The organism is Flavobacterium luminosum, assembly GCF_023635005.1.
Lineage (GTDB): Bacteria > Bacteroidota > Bacteroidia > Flavobacteriales > Flavobacteriaceae > Flavobacterium > Flavobacterium luminosum.
Genome location: NZ_JAMLJM010000003.1, coordinates 79,057 through 103,250, shown reverse-complemented (window position 1 = coordinate 103,250; position 24,194 = coordinate 79,057). Strand labels below are relative to the sequence as shown.

Annotated in this window: 22 protein-coding genes; 16 read left to right on the top strand and 6 right to left on the bottom strand. The window is 34.4% G+C overall.

Annotated features, from left to right (window positions below; all coding sequences use genetic code 11):
* Positions 1–7: 7 nt before the first annotated feature.
* Entirely contained in the window at positions 8–1,420 is a 1,413-nt protein-coding gene (rlmD, locus tag NAT50_RS05475; RefSeq protein ID WP_250592182.1) for a 23S rRNA (uracil(1939)-C(5))-methyltransferase RlmD, read from the bottom strand.
* Between the two features lie 141 nt (positions 1,421–1,561).
* Between rlmD and NAT50_RS05470 the strand changes: the two genes are divergently transcribed.
* The 3 genes from NAT50_RS05470 to NAT50_RS05460 all read left to right on the top strand — a co-directional run bounded on the left by NAT50_RS05470 (position 1,562) and on the right by NAT50_RS05460 (position 4,046).
* A complete protein-coding gene (locus NAT50_RS05470) occupies positions 1,562–2,101 on the top strand; it encodes a DUF1697 domain-containing protein (RefSeq protein ID WP_250592180.1) in 540 nt (179 codons plus the stop codon).
* Between the two features lie 190 nt (positions 2,102–2,291).
* Entirely contained in the window at positions 2,292–3,569 is a 1,278-nt protein-coding gene (gene rocD, locus NAT50_RS05465; protein WP_250592178.1) for an ornithine--oxo-acid transaminase, read from the top strand.
* 36 nt (positions 3,570–3,605) lie between these two features.
* Entirely contained in the window at positions 3,606–4,046 is a 441-nt protein-coding gene (locus NAT50_RS05460) for a hypothetical protein (protein WP_250592176.1), read from the top strand.
* A gap of 60 nt (positions 4,047–4,106) precedes the next feature.
* Here NAT50_RS05460 and NAT50_RS05455 read toward each other — a convergent pair whose 3' ends face one another.
* The gene (locus NAT50_RS05455; RefSeq protein ID WP_250592174.1) at positions 4,107–4,475 is read right to left on the bottom strand and encodes a CCC motif membrane protein; all 369 of its coding nucleotides are present in this window, start codon (positions 4,473–4,475) and stop codon (positions 4,107–4,109) included.
* A 23-nt stretch (positions 4,476–4,498) separates the two neighbouring features.
* A complete protein-coding gene (locus NAT50_RS05450) occupies positions 4,499–4,780 on the bottom strand; it encodes a DUF2752 domain-containing protein (RefSeq protein WP_250592172.1) in 282 nt (93 codons plus the stop codon).
* 87 nt (positions 4,781–4,867) lie between these two features.
* On the opposite strand from NAT50_RS05450, the gene NAT50_RS05445 reads away from it, so the two are divergent.
* Together NAT50_RS05445 and NAT50_RS05440 are read left to right on the top strand one after the other, a co-directional pair.
* The gene (locus NAT50_RS05445) at positions 4,868–5,044 is read left to right on the top strand and encodes a hypothetical protein (protein ID WP_250592170.1); all 177 of its coding nucleotides are present in this window, start codon (positions 4,868–4,870) and stop codon (positions 5,042–5,044) included.
* Positions 5,044–5,601, top strand: coding sequence for a Smr/MutS family protein (locus NAT50_RS05440; RefSeq protein WP_250592169.1), 558 nt, complete (start codon positions 5,044–5,046; stop codon positions 5,599–5,601). The genes NAT50_RS05445 and NAT50_RS05440 overlap by 1 nt, the downstream gene beginning before the upstream one ends.
* On the opposite strand, the gene NAT50_RS05435 is transcribed toward NAT50_RS05440, so the two are convergent.
* Complete coding sequence (locus NAT50_RS05435; protein WP_250592168.1) at positions 5,596–6,543, bottom strand: hypothetical protein; 948 nt, start codon at positions 6,541–6,543, stop codon at positions 5,596–5,598. The two genes, NAT50_RS05440 and NAT50_RS05435, sit on opposite strands and share 6 nt — an antisense overlap.
* 126 nt (positions 6,544–6,669) lie before the next feature.
* Here NAT50_RS05435 and NAT50_RS05430 point away from each other — a divergent pair, with 126 nt between their 5' ends.
* From NAT50_RS05430 to dnaK, 3 genes are all read left to right on the top strand, one after another.
* Positions 6,670–8,088 carry an MFS transporter gene (locus NAT50_RS05430; RefSeq protein WP_250592167.1) on the top strand — a complete coding sequence of 473 codons (1,419 nt, stop codon included), beginning with the start codon at positions 6,670–6,672 and terminating at the stop codon, positions 8,086–8,088.
* Between the two features lie 81 nt (positions 8,089–8,169).
* A complete protein-coding gene (locus tag NAT50_RS05425) occupies positions 8,170–9,075 on the top strand; it encodes an EamA family transporter (RefSeq protein ID WP_250592166.1) in 906 nt (301 codons plus the stop codon).
* Positions 9,076–9,358: 283 nt separating this feature from the next.
* Complete coding sequence (gene dnaK / locus NAT50_RS05420) at positions 9,359–11,248, top strand: molecular chaperone DnaK (RefSeq protein ID WP_250592165.1); 1,890 nt, start codon at positions 9,359–9,361, stop codon at positions 11,246–11,248.
* A 75-nt stretch (positions 11,249–11,323) separates the two neighbouring features.
* On the opposite strand, the gene NAT50_RS05415 is transcribed toward dnaK, so the two are convergent.
* Together NAT50_RS05415 and NAT50_RS05410 are read right to left on the bottom strand one after the other, a co-directional pair.
* Positions 11,324–11,704, bottom strand: coding sequence for a RidA family protein (locus NAT50_RS05415; protein WP_250592164.1), 381 nt, complete (start codon positions 11,702–11,704; stop codon positions 11,324–11,326).
* A 57-nt stretch (positions 11,705–11,761) separates the two neighbouring features.
* A complete protein-coding gene (locus tag NAT50_RS05410; protein ID WP_250592162.1) occupies positions 11,762–14,476 on the bottom strand; it encodes a putative LPS assembly protein LptD in 2,715 nt (904 codons plus the stop codon).
* A gap of 75 nt (positions 14,477–14,551) precedes the next feature.
* Between NAT50_RS05410 and NAT50_RS05405 the strand changes: the two genes are divergently transcribed.
* The 8 genes from NAT50_RS05405 (at position 14,552) to bshA (ending at position 24,187) form a co-directional block, all read left to right on the top strand.
* Positions 14,552–15,715, top strand: coding sequence for an N-acetylmuramoyl-L-alanine amidase family protein (locus tag NAT50_RS05405; protein WP_250592160.1), 1,164 nt, complete (start codon positions 14,552–14,554; stop codon positions 15,713–15,715).
* Positions 15,716–15,757: 42 nt separating this feature from the next.
* Positions 15,758–16,708 carry an MlaD family protein gene (locus tag NAT50_RS05400; RefSeq protein ID WP_250592158.1) on the top strand — a complete coding sequence of 317 codons (951 nt, stop codon included), beginning with the start codon at positions 15,758–15,760 and terminating at the stop codon, positions 16,706–16,708.
* A gap of 34 nt (positions 16,709–16,742) precedes the next feature.
* A complete protein-coding gene (locus tag NAT50_RS05395) occupies positions 16,743–18,083 on the top strand; it encodes a (Fe-S)-binding protein (RefSeq protein WP_250592156.1) in 1,341 nt (446 codons plus the stop codon).
* Entirely contained in the window at positions 18,083–18,532 is a 450-nt protein-coding gene (locus NAT50_RS05390) for an LNS2 domain-containing protein (RefSeq protein WP_250592154.1), read from the top strand. The genes NAT50_RS05395 and NAT50_RS05390 overlap by 1 nt, the downstream gene beginning before the upstream one ends.
* Before the next feature lie 30 nt (positions 18,533–18,562).
* Positions 18,563–19,354, top strand: coding sequence for a (Fe-S)-binding protein (locus NAT50_RS05385; RefSeq protein WP_250592153.1), 792 nt, complete (start codon positions 18,563–18,565; stop codon positions 19,352–19,354).
* 65 nt (positions 19,355–19,419) lie between these two features.
* The gene (locus NAT50_RS05380) at positions 19,420–19,902 is read left to right on the top strand and encodes an ABC transporter ATPase (RefSeq protein ID WP_250592152.1); all 483 of its coding nucleotides are present in this window, start codon (positions 19,420–19,422) and stop codon (positions 19,900–19,902) included.
* Positions 19,903–19,984: 82 nt separating this feature from the next.
* On the top strand, positions 19,985–22,987 hold the full coding sequence (locus NAT50_RS05375) for a glycoside hydrolase family 3 N-terminal domain-containing protein (protein ID WP_250592151.1): 3,003 nt from the start codon (positions 19,985–19,987) through the stop codon (positions 22,985–22,987).
* 57 nt (positions 22,988–23,044) lie between these two features.
* Positions 23,045–24,187 (top strand): N-acetyl-alpha-D-glucosaminyl L-malate synthase BshA, encoded by a 1,143-nt coding sequence (gene bshA / locus NAT50_RS05370; protein WP_250592150.1) that lies wholly within the window; start codon positions 23,045–23,047, stop codon positions 24,185–24,187.
* The last annotated feature ends 7 nt before the right edge of the window (positions 24,188–24,194 follow it).

The window sequence follows — 24,194 nt, the reverse complement described above, 5'->3', positions numbered from 1 at the left end:
CACGAATTTATCTCTTTTCCAAAAGTACAACATTTTCTACATGATGCGTTTGTGGGAACATATCAACAGGGCGCACACGTGTTACTTTGTACAATTCATCCATTAGAGCCAAATCTCTGGCTTGTGTAGCTGAATTACAACTCACATAGACCACTTTTTGAGGAGCAATACTCAATATTTGTTTCACAACGTCAGCATGCATTCCATCACGAGGAGGGTCGGTAATAATTACGTCGGGATGACCGTGAGCACTAATAAATTCGTCATTAAAGACATTTTTCATGTCTCCAACAAAAAATTCGCAGTTGGTTATATTATTTCGTTTGGCATTTTCTTTAGCATCAGCAATAGCTTCAGGAACAGCTTCTACACCAATTACCTTTTTAGCTTTTTTAGAAACGAATTGCGCAATGGTTCCCGTTCCAGTATATAAATCATACACCAATTCATTTCCGGTTAAACCAGCAAAATCTCTGGTGATTGAGTACAATTCATACGCTTGTTCCGAGTTGGTTTGATAAAAAGATTTAGCATTAATGCTGAAACTCAACCCTTCCATTTCTTCTAAAATATAATCTCTTCCTTTGAACAAAATTATATCTTGGTCATAAAGTGTATCGTTAGCTTTTTGATTGATTACATATTGCAATGAAGTGATTTCCGGGAAGCGTTCCGCCAGAAAATTCATCATCAATTCAATTTCTTTTTTGTTGTTATCAAAAAATTGGATTAAAACCATTAATTCACCGGTCGATGCGGTACGAATCATCAGCGTTCTTAATAAACCCTCATGATTTCTGGGATTGAAAAAAGACAATCCGTTTTCATTGGCAAATCGTCGGATTTCATTACGGATATCGTTAGAAGGATCCTGCTGTAAATGACATCTTTTGATGTCCAGAATTTTATCCCACATTTTTGGAATATGAAAACCTACGGCATTTTTATTGTCCAATTCAGCACCGCTTTCCACTTCTTCCTGAGTCATCCATCGAGAAGAAGAAAAACCAAACTCCATTTTATTGCGATAGAAAAACTGTTTCTCGGAACCTAAAATAGGTTCGAATTCCGGCAATTCAATTTTACCGATTCGTTTTAAATTATTGAAGACTTCTTGGTTTTTGTAAAATAATTGTTGACTGTAGGTCATATTTTGCCATTTGCAACCGCCGCAAACTCCAAAATGTTCGCAAATCGGATCGACACGATGTTCGGAAAAACTATGAAATTTTATGGCTTTTCCTTCAAAATAAGATTTTCTTTTCTTGAAAGTTTGCACATCAACCACATCACCCGGAACAACATTGGGTATAAAAATTACCTGACCTTCCGGAGCTTTTGCTACCGATACGCCTTTAGCACCTGCATCAAGGACTTTTACGTTTTCGAATACGACTTTTTTTGTTTGTTTTCTTCCCATGCCGCAAATATAAGAATATGATGTTAGAAATAGGAGCTTCGAAATTAGAAGTTTATTGTAAATCAAAAAGTGAAATAGTGAGCATTTATTTGCGAGTTGCCTATTATTTTTCGTAATTCGTGGCTTAAAATTCATAAACCTATGACGCACCTTGCTCTTCTTCGCGGTATTAATGTTTCCGGACACAATATGATTAAAATGGATGTCTTAAAAGAATTGCTGGAAAAAGCAGGTTTTACAAACGTGAAAACCTATATTCAGTCGGGAAATGTTTTTGTAGATACGGATGAAGAACATGGGCCAAGTGTAGGTTTTAAAATCAAACAAGAGATTTTTAAAGAGTTAGGATTTGATGTTCCTGTGATTGTCATTGGAAAAAAAGATTTGGAGGCCTGTCTGCAAAACAATCCTTATTTGAAAGAAAAAGAAGCCGATACCAAAAAATTGTACTTCACTTTTGTTTCTAAAGAACTGAATTCAAATAGTATTCATGAGCTTAAAATGAGTCAGGTAAAACCCGATGAAGCAATTATTGATAGTAACAGAATTTATATCAAATATGCTGTAGGTGCCGGAAAAACTCGTTTCGATCAAAAATATATAGAAAAAAAACTAAATGTAACCGCAACGATTCGAAATTGGAATACTGTGGTGAAACTCTTAGAAATGTACGACGAATAGTTGAAGCAGAGAACTTGATTTAAAATAAAAAGGGCAGTCTAATTTTAAGAAGTTTATTTTTTTTTGCGGAATTAAAGATTGTAGAATATTGAGTTTTTGTAATTTGGTATTTGTACTTTTGAAGAAAATATGGATGATTTCTCTCCACAAGTAGGAATTGCGATTTTACCAATCAAAAAAAATTATTACCATGGCAGTTTTAGAAAAATTAAGTTCAGCCAAAGCGATTGCATTAGAAGACAAACACGGAGCACACAATTATCATCCATTACCAGTGGTTCTGAGTAAAGGAGATGGTGTTTATGTGTGGGATGTAGAAGGAAAAAAATACTACGATTTTTTGTCGGCTTATTCGGCAGTAAATCAAGGACATTGTCATCCTAAAATTGTAGGAGCTATGATAGAGCAGGCGCAAACTTTAACGCTTACTTCACGAGCTTTTTACAACGATAAATTAGGGGTTTACGAACAATTTGTTACCCATTATTTCGGATTCGATAAAGTATTACCCATGAATACCGGAGCTGAAGCCGTAGAAACAGCTTTGAAGATTTGTAGAAAATGGGCGTATGAAAAAAAAGGAATTCACGAAAACGAAGCGCAGATTATTGTTTGTGAAAATAATTTTCACGGAAGAACTACAACGATTATTTCTTTTTCTAACGATGAAAATGCCCGTAAAAATTTTGGGCCCTACACCCAAGGATTTATCAAAATAGCGTATGACGACATTGAAGCTTTAGAAAAAGCCATCACTTCTTCACCAAATATTGCAGGTTTTTTAGTAGAACCTATTCAGGGAGAAGCGGGTGTTTATGTTCCTTCTGATGATTATTTATCTAAAGCCAAAGCGTTATGTGAGAAGCACAATGTTTTGTTTATTGCGGATGAAGTTCAAACAGGAATTGCCAGAACCGGCTCTTTATTAGCCGTTTGTGGTAATTGTAATTGTGAAAAAGCATGCGAAAAGCAAGAAACCTACGTACAACCTGATATTTTAATTTTAGGAAAAGCATTATCAGGAGGTGCTTATCCTGTTTCGGCAGTTTTGGCAAATGATGCTATTATGAATGTGATCAAACCCGGGCAACACGGTTCAACCTTTGGAGGAAATCCTGTGGCTGCAGCAGTAGCTATGGCTGCCTTAGAGGTGGTTTCTGAAGAAAATCTTGCTCAAAATGCGCGAAAACTAGGGGAAATTTTCCGTTCAGAATTAGAGAAATACATTCAAACCTCTAGTATTGCAACTTTAGTTCGTGGTAAAGGATTGTTGAATGCTATTGTAATTAACGATTCGGAAGATAGTGATACAGCTTGGAATATTTGTTTGAAACTTGCAGAAAACGGATTGCTGGCTAAGCCAACTCATGGAAATATAATTCGTTTTGCACCACCTTTAGTAATGAATGAAACACAATTACAAGAATGTATTTCAATTATTACCGGGACTTTGAAAGAATTTGAATAATAAAAATAAACTACAAACTAAACAAACTAACTATTTATGGAAGAATCATCTTCATTTGAAAACTTTGAATTGCATTTAAGCAATCAATCCAAAGAATTTTTAAGAGAGACTGCAAAATGGGCTTATTTATTGGCTATTGTGGGTTTTGTGTTTATAGGCTTAATGATCGTGTTAGGAATCTTTATGGGGACTATGATGTCTTCTTTGGAGACACCGGCGAGTATTCCAGGGGCGTTACTATCTGTTTTTTACATAGGAATATCTTTAGTTTATTTGTTTCCGGTGTTGTATTTGTATCGTTTTGCCAGTAAAATGAAGAAAGCTTTTGCAGAAAACAATAGTGAAGATTTAGAAGAAGGTTTTAAAAATCTTAAATCGCATTACAAATTCATAGGGGTAGCCACTTTACTACTGGTTGGAATTTATGGGATACTATTCTTAGTAGGTATTTTTTCTGCGGCTACTTCTGTTTTTTAGAACATAAGGATGTCAAAAAAAAGAGGCTGTCTATAATCTAGGACAGCCTTTTTTTGTTTATTATTGTCCGGTAATTTCTCGGATTCTTTCTTCTATTAGTTGAGGATTCTGTAAGGCATCAAGACCAATAACGGACAAAATCCAAATCATATATAGTAGATAAATAACCCCAAGAACAATTCCAATGATACATAAGATTTTACCAATTTTCAAGTTGTCATAATTGGTATAAGCCTGAGGGTTTTGTTGATAATTTAGAGTATCTTTTTTGGCTAAATACAAGCCCACTCCGCCCAAAAGCAGACTTAATACACCATAGCAACAGCAAGTAATGATCGATAAAATACCTAAAACAAGTACGGTTGTTGCATTGGGTAATTTTTGAGATTGCGCTTCAAAGTTTGAAAATTGAGAGTTAGTTTCCTCCATAATTGAATGATTTTAGTTTGATTTTAATTGATTTGTTTATAAAAATAAGCAATAACCATAATAACAGCATTAAGTATTGCTAATGGAATAATAATTTTTTTGTAACTTCTAGATTTATCGATAAAATGAAGTCCCAGGACTATAAAGAAGAGTAGTAGAGTGTATATGGCGGGATACATCTGAAATGCCTCTGCAAATTTTCCTTCGGATACTAAATACAAGGCTCTTTGTGTTCCGCATCCCAAACATTCTATTCCTAAAAATTTCTTGCTCATGCAGGGAATCATATATTCTTCTGCTTTCATGTTTAATTTTTTTTCAATTTTACAAAATATCTGCATAAATAAAAAACCTTCGGCGTTTAATTGTACTTTTGAATAAATTTTTAGGAAATGAAAAAAATAGTCATCTTCATATTGGTATTGGTTGTTGTTGGCGTTTTATTTTGGCAACAAAGTTTAGAACAATCCAATACTTGGGTACAAATTATGGGATTTGTACTTTTGTTTTACGGAATGATGCGTCTCAGCAGAAAGGTTCCCAGTAAAAATAACGATAACGACCAATAATGTTTGTAAAAGGAGATAAAGTTTCGGTGCTCGATGATGCTATCAATGGAGTGGTGCTTAAAGTTTCTTCCAGTCAGGTAACTATAGAAACGGAGGAAGGCTTTGAACTAACGTTTCATGCTAATGAATTAATTCTGATTGAAGCTTCGGGAGAGTTGTTAAATAACATGGCAAAAGTAAATTTCTCTTCTATAAAAAAAGAAAAAGAAATACCTAAGCCGAGAAGTTTTGTGAAAGAAAAGAAATCCAGAAAAGATGAATTTCTACTGGAAATCGATCTGCATATCGAAAAATTAGTACCCAATAAAAAGGGAATGAGTAATTATGATATTTTAACTTTACAAATGGAAACGGCCAAACGACAATTGGAATTTGCCATGAAAAACAGGATTCCTAAAGTTGTATTTATTCATGGTGTTGGCGAAGGAGTACTTAAAGCCGAACTCGATTTCTTATTGGGAAGATATGATAATCTTAATTTCCAGGATGCCAATTACCAAAAATATGGTTTAGGTGCCACCGAAGTGCATTTCATCCAAAAGAAAAATTTCCTATAGCGTCGTGAAATAAGTTCCAAATTTGTAATCACCTTCCGGATTAGGACTGTAATAGTAAATCCCTTTTCTGAAAGTAGTTTTATACAAATACAAAGTATGTTTGAAAGTGTTCGGGTCAGTAGTAGCTTCCGTAACCACTCTAATTATTCCAGAAACATCCGTAACACCATTGTCAGCTATCCATTCTTCTGTTAAGGTTGGAGTAGAAGGAGTAATGCTACTGCAAAAGAAATTCTGATTCAGACCACCGTTATACACTCTGTAAATTACTTTGTTGTTTGTAGTATTAATCAATGCTGTTCTTGGATTACCAGGAGTTGTAACAACATTTTGGAATAAAGTTGTTTTATCTATATCAAATAATAAAACTTTGTTTGAATTGTATTTAAAAATCAGATTGTTGTTGGAACAAGTAAGAACTTCATCAGGTGAAGTAAAATTAAAAGCTAGATCCAATACGTCTGTTCTATAATTTCCAAAAGCGTAAGTATCGTAAACAATTTGTTTTCCGGGTGCTTGGAAGATCAGATTTTTGAAAGTAATCGCGTGATTGTAAGCTATAATCTTAGTTGGATTAGTGGTATCATAAATAGGAGTAGACTTAATTTCGATATCACCACCAATGCAATTCCATTCTTCAGTTACGGTTTGTGTAGGTGTTTCACAAACACTAGATGTTAAAACATCCGCTGAATATTTTCTGTAAGTAATGCTGTTTCCTCCACCAATAGAAATAGTTTCAGTTTGGGTTTCATTAGGAAAACTGCTTTCTGGAGTAACAAAAACTAAAGCTTCATTATCACTTATTTTATATAAAGTGTTAGAAGTGGTGCATTTTTGAACTTGAGCAGTATCAAAATTGAAACTGTCTACAATAATATCACCATCATCGCAACTGATTAAAAATAAAACACTTACTAATAAAGCCCAAATGTATCTCATCAGAATCTATATTTTTAACAAAAATACTACTTTTAAATTCTAATAAAAGCTTTGCGGGTCATTTTAAGAGAATTTAAACAAAATGTATATATTTGGATAGTTAACCAAAAAGCAAAATTCAATTTTATGACTTCTGAAGCACAAAAGACGAAATGGTCACAGTTTATTCCATTGGTCACAGTATTCTTCTTTTGGGGATTTGTGGCTGCTAGTAATGATATCTTAATTCCTGTATTCAAAAAGACTTTCGACTTAACTCAGGGTCAAAGTCAATTGGTATCGTTGGCATTTTACATAGCCTATACCGTTGGGTCTGTAATTTACATGCTAATCTCACTTGGGATGAAACAAGATTTAGTCAATAAAATTGGATACAAAAACGGATTAGCACTAGGATTGACTATTTCTGCATTAGGGACACTGTTGTTTTACCCGGCTGCAAATATGCAATCGTTTCCGTTAATGTTGGCAGGACTTTTTACAGTAGCTTTAGGTTTCTCTTTGCAGCAAACTGTTGCCAATCCGTTGGCTATTGCTTTAGGACATGCTAGTACAGGTTCACAAAGATTAAGTATAGCCGGAGGAATTAATAATTTAGGAACAACGATTGGTCCACTAATTGTGAGTTTTGCCATTTTTGGTTCTCCAACGGACAATCATACAGAAATGAGTATTGAGAGTGTTAAAATACCTTATTTAATTTTAGGAATAGCATTTCTTTTAGTAGCAGTTTTTCTTAAATTTTCTCAATTGCCTGATAAGCCTCAAGGAGTTACTGAAGAAACTTCAAATGAAAAGAGTGATAAAAAATCGGCCTTAGCGTACCCTCAGTTGGTGTTGGGTATGATTGCTATTTTTGTTTATGTTGGAGTTGAAGTGGCTACGGCAAGTAATTTACCGGATTATATGGAGACTAAATTAGGTTTTGAGACCAAAGATATTGCGCCTTACATTTCTTTGTATTGGGCTAGTTTAATGATTGGTCGTTGGTCTGGTGCTGTGGAAGCTTTTCAAGTAAATGCCGGTTTTGAAAAAATACTTAAGTTTATTGCTCCTTATTTAGCCTTTGGTGTCTTTTTATTGGTCAACACAATTGCAAAACACGATTTGACTCCTTTTTATGTATATAGTTTAATCATTACCGTATTAATTTTTACAGATATTCTAAGTAAAGGAAATCCTGCTAAGATGCTATTGTACTTTTCTGGTATGGGTATTTTAGCTCTTTTGATTGGTATGAATACAGACGGAATGACAAGTGTTTATGCTTTTACCAGTGTTGGATTGTTTTGTAGTACACTTTGGCCGTGTATTTTTACATTAGCTATTAGCGGTTTAGGAAAAAATACCAGCCAAGGAAGTTCTTTCTTAATTATGATGATTATGGGAGGTGGAATCATTAGCTGGTTACAAGGATATGTGGCCGATTTAACAGATATCAAAACCAGTTACATTGTAGGGGTTTTGTGCTTTGCTTACTTGGTTTTCTATGCATGGAAAGTAACGGCTATTTTAAGAAAACAAGGAATAGCTTTGGATAAGTAATATCTAGGTAGTTAAGAATATAACAAAAAATTAAAAATTCGGAGTAAGATTATCGTTAATTTTGCTTCGAATTTTTTTATCATGCAACTCAACAAATATTTCTTCTCTGCTATAGCAGCATTTATCACCTGGGGCTTTTTTAGTTTGGCATTACGACCACTTAAAGATTATCCATCTTTGGATATTTTATTCTACAGGGTGTTTTTTGCTACAACTTTACTTCTTGTTATTAATTTATTTTTTAGAAAAGAGAAACTAAAAGCCGATTGGAAAGTATTCAGCTCTTTTGACAAAACACAGCGAAGAAAAACTTTAGTTTTAACCCTTGTGGGAGGTTTTTTGCTGACGCTAAATTGGTTTTTATTCATGTATGCAGTAAATCATGTCAGTTTGCAGTCAGCCTCTTTTGCATATCTCATTTGTCCTATTATCACTACTATTTTAGCTTATTTTATTTTGAAAGAAAAATTAAGTGGCTGGCAATGGTTTTCGGTGGTATTGTGTGTTTTCAGTTGTGGAATCTTATCCTACGGCCATGTAGCCGATTTACTTTATAGTTTAGTCATAGCAACTAGTTTCGCACTGTATTTAATCACCCAAAGGAAGAATAACCTCTTTGACCGATTTGTTGTGCTCACAGTTCAAATGGTAATCTCGTCATTAGTTTTGTTGCCTTTTTTTCCTTTTTACAAAGGAGAAACTCCTTCGACCACATTATTTTATACGATGATGGGACTTATAGTAGTTTTGTTTACCATTATTCCGTTATTTCTGAATTTATACGCATTGAAAGGGATGAATTCTTCTGCAGTGGGAATTTTAATGTATACTAATCCTTTAATTAATTTTGTAATAGCGATAGTTTACTTCAAAGAAGAAATGAATCAGTTACAAATAATTGCATACTCATTGATTCTTCTTTCGATTGTTATTTTTAATGAGAAGTTTCTATTTAAGAGAAATCGAGAAAAAAACGGTTGTTATTAGCATCGCGGAATTATAATAATCACGAACTATCTTTACTAGGCATTTCTTTTTCTGTCATTTTCTTTTGTGTTTTCCAATGCCAGAGATGCAGTGTTTTGTACAAATCTACAAACATTGAAGTAACTCCATTGTCATTTTGTCAGTCTGTTTTTGAGTAAATCTGACAATTTTATATGATTTCTCTCTTGGCACAATCCTTGTCATTTAGCAAACCGTACAGCAAAGTACTGCTCACTCCTAGAGGGGCAATTAAACGGAATTAAAAATTAAGGAGATTTATATTATGAGTAAAATTATCGGAATCGATTTAGGTACAACCAATTCATGTGTTTCGGTTATGGAAGGTGGAGAGCCTGTAGTAATAGCTAACGCAGAAGGGAAAAGAACCACACCATCAGTTATAGCATTTGTAGAAGGTGGTGAAATTAAAGTGGGTGATCCTGCAAAAAGACAAGCAGTAACAAACCCTACAAAAACAATCGCTTCTATCAAGCGTTTTATGGGGAACAAGTTCTCTGAAAGTTCTAAAGAAGCTTCTACTGTAGCCTACAAAGTGGTGAAAGGAGATAATGATACTCCACGTGTTGATATCGACGGAAGATTATATACACCGCAAGAATTGTCGGCTATGACACTTCAAAAAATGAAGAAAACTGCGGAAGATTATTTAGGAACTACAGTAACGCAAGCGGTTATTACAGTTCCAGCTTACTTCAATGATGCTCAGCGTCAAGCTACTAAAGAAGCTGGTCAAATCGCTGGTTTAGAAGTAATGCGTATTATCAATGAGCCTACAGCAGCAGCTTTAGCTTATGGTTTAGACAAAGCAGGTAAAGATCAAAAAATTGCTGTTTACGATTTAGGTGGTGGTACATTCGATATCTCTATCTTAGAATTAGGAGATGGTGTATTTGAAGTATTGTCAACTAATGGAGATACTCATTTAGGAGGGGATGACTTCGACCAAGTAATCATCGACTGGTTAGCAAATGATTTTAATGCAGCAGAAGGTGTAGATTTACGTAAAGACCCAATGGCTTTACAACGTCTAAAAGAAGCAGCTGAGAAAGCAAAAATCGAATTGTCTTCTTCAGCGCAAACAGAAATCAACTTGCCTTACGTAACAGCAACGGCTTCTGGACCAAAACACTTAGTGCAAACATTAACACGTGCTAAATTCGAGCAATTGGCAGATAGTCTGGTAAAACGTTCTATGGAACCTGTAGCAAAAGCATTAAAAGATGCAGGTTTGTCTACTTCAGATATCGATGAGGTAATCTTAGTAGGAGGTTCTACACGTATTCCAGTAATCCAAGAGCAAGTAGAAAAATTCTTCGGTAAAAAACCATCAAAAGGAGTAAACCCTGATGAAGTAGTAGCTATTGGTGCGGCTATTCAAGGTGGAGTTTTAACAGGAGACGTAAAAGATGTATTGTTGTTAGACGTAACACCACTTTCTTTAGGTATCGAAACTATGGGTGGTGTAATGACAAAATTAATTGAAGCTAACACTACGATTCCAACTAAAAAATCACAAGTGTTCTCAACTGCTGCGGATAATCAGCCTTCAGTTGAAATCCACGTGTTACAAGGGGAAAGACCTATGGCAAACGACAACAAAACAATTGGTCGTTTCCACTTAGACGGAATTCCACCTGCACAAAGAGGTGTACCTCAAATTGAAGTGACTTTCGATATTGATGCTAATGGTATCATCAAAGTTTCTGCAACAGATAAAGGAACAGGAAAATCTCATGACATTAGAATCGAAGCTTCTTCTGGATTAACTCAAGAAGAAATCGAAAAAATGAGAAAAGAAGCTGAAATGAATGCTGAAGCAGATAAAGCAGCTATGGAAAAAGCTTCTAAATTGAATGAGGCAGACAGTATGATTTTCCAAACAGAAAAACAATTAGCTGAATTTGGAGATAAATTGTCAGAAGGAAATAAATCAAACATCACGGCTGCTTTAGAAGAATTGAAAAAAGCGTATGAAACTAAAGATGTAGCTACAATCCAACCTGCTTTAGATAAAATCAATGAAGCATGGAAAGCAGCATCTGAAGAGATGTACAAAGCTCAAGCAGAAGGTCAAGGAGCTGCTCAAGCAGATCCTCAAGCTCAAGCAGGTGGCGATAATGTACAAGATGTAGAGTTTGAAGAAGTAAAATAAGAATCAACTTCTAAATACAAAAAAACCGAGAATGATAGTTCTCGGTTTTTTGTTTTATATAAACTTTTAAAAGAATTACTTTACCGCTATTACTGAAATTTCAATATTTACGTTTTTAGGTAGTGTAGCAACCTGAACCGTTTCTCTGGCAGGAGCTGTTTCTTCTTGGAAATACTTTCCATAAACAGCATTAATTTTAGCAAAATCGCCCATGTTCATAATGAAAATAGTTGATTTGATTACATTGTCAAATGTCATATCTGCAGCTTCAAGAACAGCTTTAAGATTCTGCATCACTTGTTCTGTCTCTGTTTCAATGTCACTAGTTACTAATTCACCATTAGCAGGGTTAATAGCAATTTGACCTGAAGTATACAAAGTATTACCGCTTAAAACCGCTTGACTGTATGGGCCAATAGGAGCAGGTGCTTTTTCTGTAAAAATAATTTTTTTCATGAAATGATGGTTAATGAGTATAATTTGAATTTCTGATTCATTACTGAATGCAAACTATTATCTTAATCTTTGGTCAGGCAAACTGCGCTTGTCCCATTTGATATCACTTAATACCGAAGAGCTAATTCCAATAAAGAAATACCATGAAGCTCTATCGCCAAAAGGATTCCAGTTAAAATCCATTCGCCAACTCAACAAATCTCTTTGAAAACGGAGTTGTGTATAAGTAACTCCATTCTGAACGAAATCATATCCAGAAGAAACTCCGGCTTTCCATTTGGGAGTAATGTCGATATCACCTGAAAACATTAAAGAACTTTGTGTGATTTTACTTTCTCTATTGTTGTTAGAGTACGTCATCGAATAGGCTAAGCGCAAATCCCACGGTAGTTTGGCATTGTAAAATCCATCAAAAGTATCTTCTTTTTCTTCCTCACCAAACTGAGTATTCCTACGATCGGAGAAATCTGTAGTGGATCCAAATAAATTGTCTGCACGACCACCGTTTCTCAAGCCTCTGTTGTTTAGTGAATTATCGTCTGATTTTTGATTTCGATTGCTCAACGAATAATTTACTGTCATATTCGCACTAGTCATTCTAAACAAGCTTCCACCGTTGTTAATGTTAAGCATATCGATCATTTGCCCTTTGTTGTTAATCGCATAAGGGTTTAATGTCATGCCAAAATTCACATTCATTTTGTCTTTAAACAAATTGGTTCCACCGCTAATACGCAAAGGAGCTAATCGTAATGAATCTGCTCTCATATTGTAACTCGTAGAAATGTTTAAATTGTTTAGCAACATGATTTTTTTGGGTTCTACTTTGGTCGAATCTTTATCTCTTACTTTGGCTTCAAGGGTATTGTTCAAAGAAAAAGTAACAATGTTGCTCATAGAATTGTTTGGTCCTCCAAAAATACCTTGTTCAAAACGATTGTAAGTTTCCATTCTTCCACTACCATCGGCTGCATAAGTGTCATAGTATTTCTCAAAACTTGGGGTATATGAGTAGCCTACACTTGGACGCATCACGTGGCGTATGGCTTGTATTTTGTTGGTTTCTTTAAATTTAAAGGTTCCGTAGATAGTAGTTCCTAAATTTGCGGAAAAGTCATAAGTTCTGAAAGCGGCAAAACCATTTTTCTCAATATTTTCAACTTTGTTTTCAGTGGTATTGAATCTTTTTTCAATGGTTTTCATGTACCAAGTTTCTAGATAATTAGAACTTGCTGTTACACTAAAATATTTAAAAACTTTAAAATTGGTACTGATTGGAATACTGTGTTGTAATCCATTTTTTGCATCACGAAACATCTCAGGTTTAAAAAACAATGAGTCTACGGTTGTGATTCTGTTTTCTCCTCTAACGCTGTAATTAAAGTTGATGTTTTTAATGAAACCTTTCTTAGCTTGATTTTTTCCTGCGAAAGGGAAAACACGATCCATGTTGGCTTGAAACGTTGGAAGTGTCATGTTGATAGAACCCGTGTTGGTGTTCTGCGAATGCGTTGCCGTAAGCGAAAGATTAATCTGAGGAATAACATTAAAAGTTTTCGAAAATGAAACCGACGAACTTAAAGTGTTATTTAAAAAGTTAGCGCTATTTAACTGATTGAATGAATTCTTATAATATTTTTGACTCCCCAAATTAACAGATGCCGAAAATCTTGAATTAGGCGTAGCTTTAGGATCCGGTGAATGTGTCCATTGCAAATTGTATAGATTGGTTTTGGAATAATCCGGGAAACCACGTTCTCCTGTGATTTGATTTTCGTATCTAAAATTAAGATTACCCCTATATCTGTATCGTTTGGCATAATTGCTTTCTACTCTAAAACCATAGCTTCCATTGGTATAATAGTCACCCAAAAGAGCCAAATCTAACTTGTCGCTGATGGCAAAATAATATCCTCCGTTTTGCAAAAAATAACCTTGTTGATTCGTTTGTCCAAAAGTAGGAATAATTAATCCTGAAGTGCTTTCTTCGGTCATGGGGAAAAAAGCAAAAGGAACACCAATTGGTGTCGGAACGTCTGCAATCACAAGATTTGTAAGACCAGCGACTACTTTTTTCTTAGGAACAAATTTAATTTTTCGAGCTAAAAAGTAATATTCCGGGTCGTCAATGTTTTTTGAAGTTGTAAAACGAGCATTTTTGATAAAGATGACTGAATCATTTTCTCTTTTAGAAATTTCGCCTCGTATTTTAAACTCATTCTGTTCTGTTCTAGAATTCCAGATGAGTGCTTTTTTGGTTTTGAAATTAAAACGAATAGAATCGGGTTCTACTAAATTGGATCCTTGCTTAAAAACTGGATATTGAATAGGTTTTCCAACAGAATCATTGATCTTTCCGGCATAAACCTCGTCCTTTTCGTAGTCAATAACGATGATTCCGGATTTTAATTCGATGTCTTTGTAATACACTTCGGCCTCATCGTACAAAGTAATTTGTCTTTTTTTCTGATTGATTCGAGCGTATTGTTTCGATTTGTACTTTATTTTACCGTCTAACAAAGATTTCTTTTTTTTGATAGAATCTTTTTTTATGGTATCATTGGTCTTAGAGAATGTTTTAAGTCCAATTGTAAGGCTATCTTTCTGTTTTTCAGAGGGTATGGAAATACTTTTTTTGCCTAACTCTTGGGAATACGTTTGCAAACCGCAAAGAGTGAGAAAAATAGATGTTAAAACGATATGAAATAAGTTTGTACGCAAAGCTATAAATGCTATTTTTGTAAAATTATGGCTTAATTTTTGAAGTGACAAACTTACATCTATTTTTAAAAAAAAGTAAGCATTTTATAAAATTATAACCTTTTAATCGGGATAAAAGAATTGAATATGAAAATGACAAAAATTAAAAAGGCTTTATCGGTACTTTCTTTAGTTTTCGTTGCGTCAGTAACGGCACAAACCAATACAAAATTTAAAGTTACTCTAGATGCTGGTCACGGCGATCACGATTTCGGTGCTGTGTACCATGGATTTGTAGAAAAAAATATTGCTTTGTCTGTAGCGCTTAAAGTAGGTAAAATATTAGAACAAGACCCTTCAATGGTTGTTAATTATACCCGTAAAACCGATGTTTTTGTTGATTTGGTGGAGCGTTGTAACATAGCCAATAGAGCCGATGCCAATTTGTTTGTTTCTATTCATTGTAATGCAAATAGAAATCAAGAAGCCTATGGAGCAGAAACTTATGTGATGGGACTTTCTAAAAGTGCTTCTAGTTTAGAGGTGGCAAAAAAGGAAAATGCGGTAATTACTTTAGAGGATAATTACAAACAAAAATATGCCGGTTATAATCCTAATTCTCCCGAGTCGTTAATTAGTGCAACATTAGCTCAAGAAGAATATTTAGATCAGAGTATTGAGTTTGCTCACAAAGTACAAGATAATTTTGATGTTAAGTTAAACCGAAAAGTTAGAGGTGTTAAACAAGCGCCTTTCATGGTACTTCACAAAGCTTTTATGCCAAGAGTTTTAATCGAGATTGGGTTTATTTCTAACAAAGAAGAAGGAGCTTATTTAAACTCGGAGGAAGGACAGTTGAACATAGCAAAATCGATTGCTGATGCAATTTTCAGAATGAAAGCAGATCATTTTGGAGGAACAGTACCTGTTTTAGATATCAAAAAATCGGAAAGACCGGTGAAAAAGGATACTATTAAAAAAACTGTTGAAACTCCTCAAGTGAAAGAAGCTCCAAAAGTAATTGAAAGTAAAGTAAGTGCTGTTGATAATAGTAAACCAGTGTTTAAAATCCAGATAAAAGCTAGTAAGTCAGAAATCGAGACAAGCCCTGCTAATTTTAATGGTTTAGATAAAATTTCAGTAATTTCCGAAGGCGGTTTTTTTAAATATATGTATGGAGAAACCAATAATTATGAAGCTTCTAAAAAGTTATTGACAGAAGCCAAAACTAAAGGTTACGATTCAGCATTTATAGTGCCTTTCAGAAATGGAGTGAAAATTTCATTAAATGAAGCGGTAAAGAAAAAGTAATTACTAATTTTAATTATTAATTTTGTCCAAAAATATACGATTTTGAAATTAACAAGAGAAATAAAAACGGCCATTTTGGTCATTGGCTCCTTATTATTATTTATTTGGGGCTATAGTTTTTTAAAAGGGAATAATCTTTTAAATAGTCACAAGAAATATTACGTAGTATACGATAATGTAGAAGGGCTAATTCAGGCTGCGCCAGTTACTATCAGTGGTAAAATGATAGGTAAGGTAAATGCTATTACATTAAATCCTGATGGGAAATTGCTGGTTGAATTACAAATTGATGATGAATCGTTTCCTATTTCTAAATCTAGTTTAGCACAGATTTACGAACCAGGATTTATTGGAGGAAAACAAGTTGCTATCATCCCTAATTTCTACGACAAGAATATTGCAGTTTCTGGTGATTACTTAAAAGCGGATGTTAAAGAGGGATTAACTACCTCTTTTGCTAATAAATTGGAACCGACACAGCAAAAAATAGATGGATTGTTAACTAATACAGATAAGTTAATAGTGAATCTTAATAGTGTTTTAGACGAGCAGACTAAGAATAATATCAAAACAAGTATCGCTCAATTAAGCAAAACATTAGCTGAGTTGAACAAAGTGACTTCACAAGTTAACGGAATGTTGGCAACCAACAATCAAAAAATTAACAATACCTTGTCTAGTGCGGAGAAAGCTTCGAGTGATATGGCTAAAATTACAGCAGATTTAGAAAAAGCCAAATTAGCGGAAACCGTAAATAATTTAGAAGCTACTTTAAGTAATGTAAACAAAATGTTGGTTGACATGCAATCGGGTAAGGGAACTATGGGTAAATTGATGAAAGATGAAGCGCTGTATAACAATTTATCTAAAACCTCTAAAGAATTAGAATTGCTTCTTCAGGACGTTCGATTACATCCTACGCGATATGTAAATGTCTCTTTGTTTGGAAAAAAAGAAAAGCCATACAAATCACCTGAGGAAGAAACAAAATAATCAAACCATACCAATCAAAACCAAATAAACCGTTATGAGTTATTTAAGTAGCATTGTATTTTTAATCATTCTTACAGTAGGAGTGGGTTTCTTTGCCAAAAATGTAAAGAAAATCATTCGTAACATTAAATTAGGAAAAGACGTTAATCGATCGGATAATGCTTCTGAACGATGGAAAAACATGGCTTTAGTGGCCTTTGGACAAAAGAAAATGTTCACGCGTCCGGTTCCGGCTGTTTTACATTTTGCTTTGTATGCAGCGTTTATCATCACACAAATAGAGCTACTAGAAATTCTTGTAGACGGAATTTTCGGAACTCACCGTTTCTTTAAACCTTCTTTAGGTGGTTTTTATACCTTCCTAATTAGTTTTATCGAAGTGCTTTCGTTGTTGGCGCTAATAGCTACCGTAGCATTTTTATCGAGAAGAAATTTATTGAAATTACCTCGATTAAACAAAGTTGAACTACTTGGATGGCCTCAAAAAGACGCTAACCTAATCCTTATAATGGAAATTGTATTAGTAGCTTGTATTTTTACCATGAATGGTACAGATGAAGTGTTGTACAATATGGGGAAATCGCATTTTGAAGGTCAAGGTTCTTTTGGTTTTGCAATTTCACAACATTTAGGTCCAGCTTTATTTGGTTCACTTAGCGAAGGTACATTACATGTCCTAGAAAGAGTAGGTTGGTGGGGACACTTTATGATGGTAATGGTGTTCTTGAATTATTTATATTATTCTAAACACCTTCATATCATTTTAGCTTTTCCTAATACGTATTTCGCGGATCTGAATCCACTAGGGAAATTTGATAATTTAGAGAGCGTTACTAAAGAAGTAAAATTGATGATGGATCCTAATGTAGATCCTTTCGCAGCACCTGCTCCTGATGCAGAAGCTGTTCCTAGTAAATTTGGTGCATCAGATGTTCAAGATCTAAATTGGGTACAGCTTTTAAATGCTTACACTTGTACCGAATGTGGACGTTGTACTTCTTCTTGTCCGGCAAATCAAACCGGTAAAAAATTGTCTCCAAGAAAAATCATGATGGATACTAGAGACCGTCTAGTAGAAGTAGGTGATAATATGGATAAAAATAATGGTGTTTTTGTACCGGATAATAAATCGCTATTGAACGATTATATAACACCAGAAGAACTTTGGGCTTGTACTTCTTGTAATGCTTGCGTTGAAGAATGTCCTGTAAATATTAGTCCTTTGTCTATCATCATGGATATGCGTCGTTATTTAGTAATGGAACAAAGCGCGGCACCAATGTCTTTGAATGCGATGATGACTAATATTGAAAATAATAGTGCACCTTGGCAATATAGTCAAATGGATAGATTAAACTGGAAAGACGAGCAATAATGAATATAGAAGATTTAGATAAAAAATTAGTAGCTGCTTCTGTAGAAGGGCAAACTATCAGTCCTATATTGCCTCCGGGAATTAAAAATTATTTGATTGATATTGATGGGACCATCTGTGATGATATTCCTAACGAAGAACCAGAAAGAATGCTTACAGCAGAGGTATACCCCGATGCTTTGGCGACTTTAAATAAATGGTATGATCAAGGACATATAATTTTCTTCTTCACTTCTAGAACCGAAGCACACAGAGAATATACCGAGCAATGGTTGAAGCAACATGGTTTTAAATATCACGGTATGATTATGGGAAAACCTCGTGGAGGAAATTACCATTGGATTGACAATCATTTAGTGAAAGCAACACGATACAGAGGTAAGTTTACCGATTTGATTGAGAAAAAAGTAACCATTGAGGTTTTCGATGACGAAAAAGAGTCTAAATAATAACCTAACCAAAAAATAAACATAAATTGTATGTCAGAAAATTTAGTAGTGCCTACAATGGCCGAAATGTTAGCTCAAGGAAAACAACCGGAAGTGTTATTTTGGGTAGGTTGTGCAGGAAGTTTTGATGATAGAGCCAAAAAAATCACTAAAGCATTTGTCCGAATTTTAAATCGTGCCAATGTAGATTTTGCAGTATTGGGAACAGAGGAAGGATGTACGGGAGATCCGGCAAAGAGAGCTGGGAATGAATTCTTATTTCAGATGCAGGCTTTTATGAATATAGAAGTTTTAAATGCTTATGAAGCAAAAAAAATAGTAACAGCTTGTCCTCACTGTTTTAATACTTTAAAAAATGAATACCCTGAGTTGGGAGGAAAGTATGAGGTTTTACACCATACGCAGTTTTTAAAAGAATTATTAGATTCAGGACGTTTGACTATTGAAGGAGGTCAATTTAAAGGAAAGAAAATCACTTTCCATGACCCTTGTTATTTAGGACGTGCTAATAAAATATATGAAGCTCCTCGTGATTTAATACAAAAACTTGATGCCGAGTTAGTAGAAATGAAGCGTTCTAAAGCAAACGGTTTATGTTGTGGTGCGGGTGGAGCTCAAATGTTTAAAGAGCCAGAAAATGGTGATAAAGACATCAACGTAGAGCGTACAGAAGATGCTTTAGAAACAAATGCTCAAATTATCGCAGCCGGTTGTCCTTTTTGTAACACAATGTTAACGGATGGAACCAAAGCGAAACACCGTGAACATGATGTTAAAGTGTTGGATGTAGCTGAGTTAATAGCAAATGCTCAAGATTTATAATTTTTAATACACTAATTAGGTTTTGGATCAATTAGAGATCCAAAACCAATCTTTAATAAAAAAATATGTTTGTACCTTTTGATACATTACCGGAACATTCACGAATTTGGATATACCAATCCAATAGAAAATTTTCCGATGAAGAAATGTCAGAAATTGAATCTTCTGTAAAAGAATTCATCGAAGACTGGTCTGCTCATGGTACAGGTCTAGAAGCTTCTTTTATTACAAAATATAACCGATTTATCATCATTGCTGTAAATCAGGAAGTACATGCTGCTTCGGGTTGTTCTATAGATGCTTCGGTGCAATTTATTCAGGCACTAGAGAAAAAATATGAGGTAGATTTATTAGATAAAATGAATGTGACCTTCAAAAATGGTGAATTCATTGCGCATAAATCTTTAATCGATTTTAAAAAAATGGCTAAAGACAAAGCAGTTACCGCCTCAACCATTGTTTTTAATAATTTGGTCAACACCATAGAAGAATTCAACGAGTCATGGGAAGTTCCTGCTTCCGAAAGTTGGCACAGCAGATTTTTTTAGTATCATAGTTTAGCCAATTTTAGCATAGTTTGAAATTGGCTTTTTTTTAAATTCTACCCTTGTTAATTTTTTTAAAGTACTTATGAAGAAGTTTTTTTTCCAACTTACAATACTTGTTTTAGTCGCATTATTTACATGGAATTGTTCTAGTGGAAAAAAAGGTATTACCGCCTCTTCAACAGCGGTTAAAAATGATATCGAAATCTCCGAAATCGATGCAATTTCTAAAGAAGGTTTTAATCTTTTTCCCGAAACTACTGGAGAAAAGAAATGGGTAGATAGTGTTTATAATTCTTTGTCTTTTGAAGAAAAATTAGGTCAGCTGTTTATGGTGGCTGCCTATTCAAATAAAGATACGGTTCATTTTAATTCACTTGAAAAATTAGTCAAAAATTATAAAATAGGAGGATTGATTTTTTTTCAAGGAGGACCTTTTCGTCAGGCGAAATTAACCAATCGTTTTCAAGCTTCTTCTAAAGTACCACTTTTTATAGGAAATGATGCCGAATGGGGATTGAGTATGCGTTTGGATTCTACTTACAAATATCCTTGGAATATGACTCTTGGGGCAATTCAGGATATGAAATTAATCGAAGAACTTGGCGGTCAAATGGCCAAAGAGGCAAAACGTTTGGGACTTCAATTCAACTTTGCTCCTGTTCTAGATATTAATACCAATCCTAATAATCCTATTATCGGTAATCGTTCTTTTGGAGAAAATAAGGAAGAGGTAACTCGTCGTGCATTAGCTTTGATGAAAGGGATTCAAAATCAGGGGATTTTTGCAACGGGTAAGCATTTTCCTGGTCATGGAGATACTGAAACTGATTCTCATCATACCTTGCCAATGGTTAATTTTACTGAGGAACGGATTAACAATGTTGAACTGTATCCTTACAAAAAAATGTTTGATTACGGTTTGGCTTCGGTAATGGTGGCTCACTTGAATGTGCCTAGTTTAGAGCCAAGAGAAAATTTTCCTACTTCTATTTCTTATAATGTGGTGACCAATATTTTGAAGCATCAAATGGATTTTAAAGGTCTTATTTTTACTGATGCTCTGAATATGAAGGGAGCTAGTAACTTTAAAAAACCAGGAGAAATTGATTTGGCCGCTTTCCTAGCGGGTAACGATATCATGCTTTTTGCGGAAGATGTGCCTACAGCCATTCAAAAATTTACACAAGCTTATAAAGATACTTTGATTACAGATGAAAGAATAGAGCATTCTGTAAAAAAGATTTTGGCTCATAAATACAAATCGGGTTTAAATCAATACAAACCAATCGATTTAGCCAATATTTCACAAGACCTAAATACTTCTTACAGCAATACGTTATTGTATAAATTGTATGAAAATGCCGTAACGGTTGTAAAAAATGATCATGAGCAGTTGCCTATTAAGAATCTGGCTAAAACCAAAATTGCGTATGTGAAATTGGGAGATGATTCAGGGAATAAGTTTTTGACAAGTTTAAAAAAATATACTGAAGTTACCGAAGTATCTAATCAAAATATAGATTCTTTACTATTGGAATTGAAAGATTACGACAAGGTAATTATTGGTTACCATGTTTCTGATCGATCTTGGTGGAAAAAGCATGAGTTTACTGCAAAAGAAGTAGAGTACATTACCAAAATTTCAGATAAAAAACAGGTTATTTTAGATGTGTTTGCGAAGCCCTACATTTTAAAATCTTTGCAAAATTTTGAAAACATCAAGAGCGTAATTGTTTCGTATCAAAATGGAGAAATAGCACAGGAAGTATCGGCAGAGCTTATTTTTGGAGCTATCGAAGCGAAAGGAAAATTACCGGTTTCGATTAATGCAAACTATGAAGTAGGTCATGGTCTTTCCACAGAAAAATTGAATGTTTTAGGGTTTGCTAATCCGGAAAGTGTTGGTCTTAATTCGGAAAAGTTAAAAGAAATCGATAAAATCACAAATGATGCCATTGCCAATAAGATTACTCCTGGAGCGCAAATTTTAGTTGCGAGAAAAGGGAAAGTGGTGTATCAAAAAGCTTTTGGCTACCATACCTATAAAAAAGAAATTAAAGTAAAAAACTCTGACATCTACGATATTGCTTCGCTTTCTAAAATTATTGGAACCTTACCCAATATAATGTTGGATTATGATCGTGATAAAATAAATTTGGAGACAACTTTAGGCCAAATGGTTCATAAAGCCAAAGGGACTGACAAAGAATCGATAACTTTCAAAGAATTACTTTCTCATTATGCTAGACTGCAAGCTTGGGAACCGTTTTATAAAGCAACTTTGGATTCGGTTACTAAAAAGCCGTTAAGTCAATTTTATCGTTCCACACAGACTAAAGAGTTCACCGTTCAAGTTTCTGAAAATTTGTTTTTGACCAACGCATACAAGGATTCTATCATTAATAAAATTATTCGAAGCAAGTTACTTCCTAAAAAAGAATATAGGTACAGCGATTTTACTTTTATTCTTTTACAAGAGTATTTAGAAAGCCATCATCACAAGACTTTGGATGTGTTAGCAGAGGAAAATTTCTTTTCTAAACTCGGTATGAACAATACTTTATACAATCCATTGCGTAAATTTGATATGGATGTAATTCCTCCAACCGAAAACGATACCTACTTCAGACACGACATCGTTCAGGGATATGTACATGATATGGCTGCCGCGATGCAAGGTGGGGTAGGTGGTCATGCAGGGTTATTTTCGAATACAATGGATATAGCAAAAATGCTACAAATGTTTATCCAAAAAGGGAATTATGGCGGAATCGAATATTTTTCACCTCAAACCCTAGAAGCTTTTAACACTTGTTACTATTGTCCGGAGGGAAATAGGAGAGGTTTAGGATTTGATAAGCCTCAATTAAAAGGAGATGGTCCCACTTGCGGATGTGTTTCATTAACTAGTTTTGGTCATACAGGTTTCACAGGAGGCATCGCATGGGCCGATCCCGATCAGGAATTAATTTATATTTTTCTGTCTAACAGGACATTCCCAGATAGTAACGCGTCAAATAAACTTTCCAAAGAAGGCATTCGCGAAAAAATCCAGCAGATTATTTACGATGCGCTGCTTAACTAATCGTTAATTTTCTCTAAAATAAAATACTGCGACTCATTTTTTGAGTAAATTAGTTGCATGAAAATAGCAATTGTTTGTTATCCAACTTTTGGAGGTAGTGGCGTGGTAGCTACAGAGTTAGGTTTAGAATTGGCTCGTAGAGGACACGAAATTCATTTTATTACTTACAGTCAACCTGTACGTTTAGCACTTCTCAACCCGAATGTTCATTATCACGAAGTGAATGTTCCTGAATATCCATTATTTCATTATCAACCCTATGAATTAGCATTATCGAGTAAATTGGTAGATATGGTTAAGTTACATCATATCGATTTACTTCATGTGCATTATGCTATACCTCATGCGTATGCAGGGTATATGGCAAAACAAATGTTGAAGGATGAAGGGATTAATATTCCTATGGTAACTACATTACACGGGACCGATATTACTTTGGTGGGAAATCATCCGTTTTACAAACCGGCGGTAACTTTTAGTATCAATAAATCTGATGTGGTGACTTCGGTTTCTCAGAGTCTAAAGGAAGCAACATTGCGATTGTTTGATATTAAAAACGAAATTGTTGTGATTCCTAATTTTATCGAAATAGATGAAACGATAAACAGAAATCAGGTTTGTAAACGTTCTGTAATGGCAAATTCAGACGAAAGGATTATCACGCATATCAGTAATTTTAGAAAAATTAAAAACATTCCAGATGTGGTTAATGTTTTTTACAGGATACAAGAAAAAATTCCTGCAAAGTTAATGATGGTTGGGGATGGACCTGAAAAAGTGATAGCAGAAGAACTATGCGAAAAATTAGGAATTCAAGATAAAGTCATTTTCTTTGGAAATAGTAACGAGATACATCAAATTTTAGGCTATTCGGATTTATTTTTATTACCTTCTGAGACGGAAAGCTTCGGATTAGCTGCTTTAGAAGCGATGGCGTGTGGTGTTCCTGTAGTCTCGAGTAATACTGGTGGTTTACCGGAAGTTAATAGTCATGGTTACTCAGGGTATTTGAGTAATGTAGGAGATGTAGACGATATGGCTGAAAATGCTTTGAAGATACTACGAAATGAAGTTGTCCTAAATGAGTTTAAGCATAATGCTTTGGAAACAGCTAAAAAATTTCTCATAGACAAAATTGTTCCTCTATACGAAAATGTATACGAGGAAGCTCTAGAAAAGACTAAAAAAAATGCCTTCTAATTCAGAA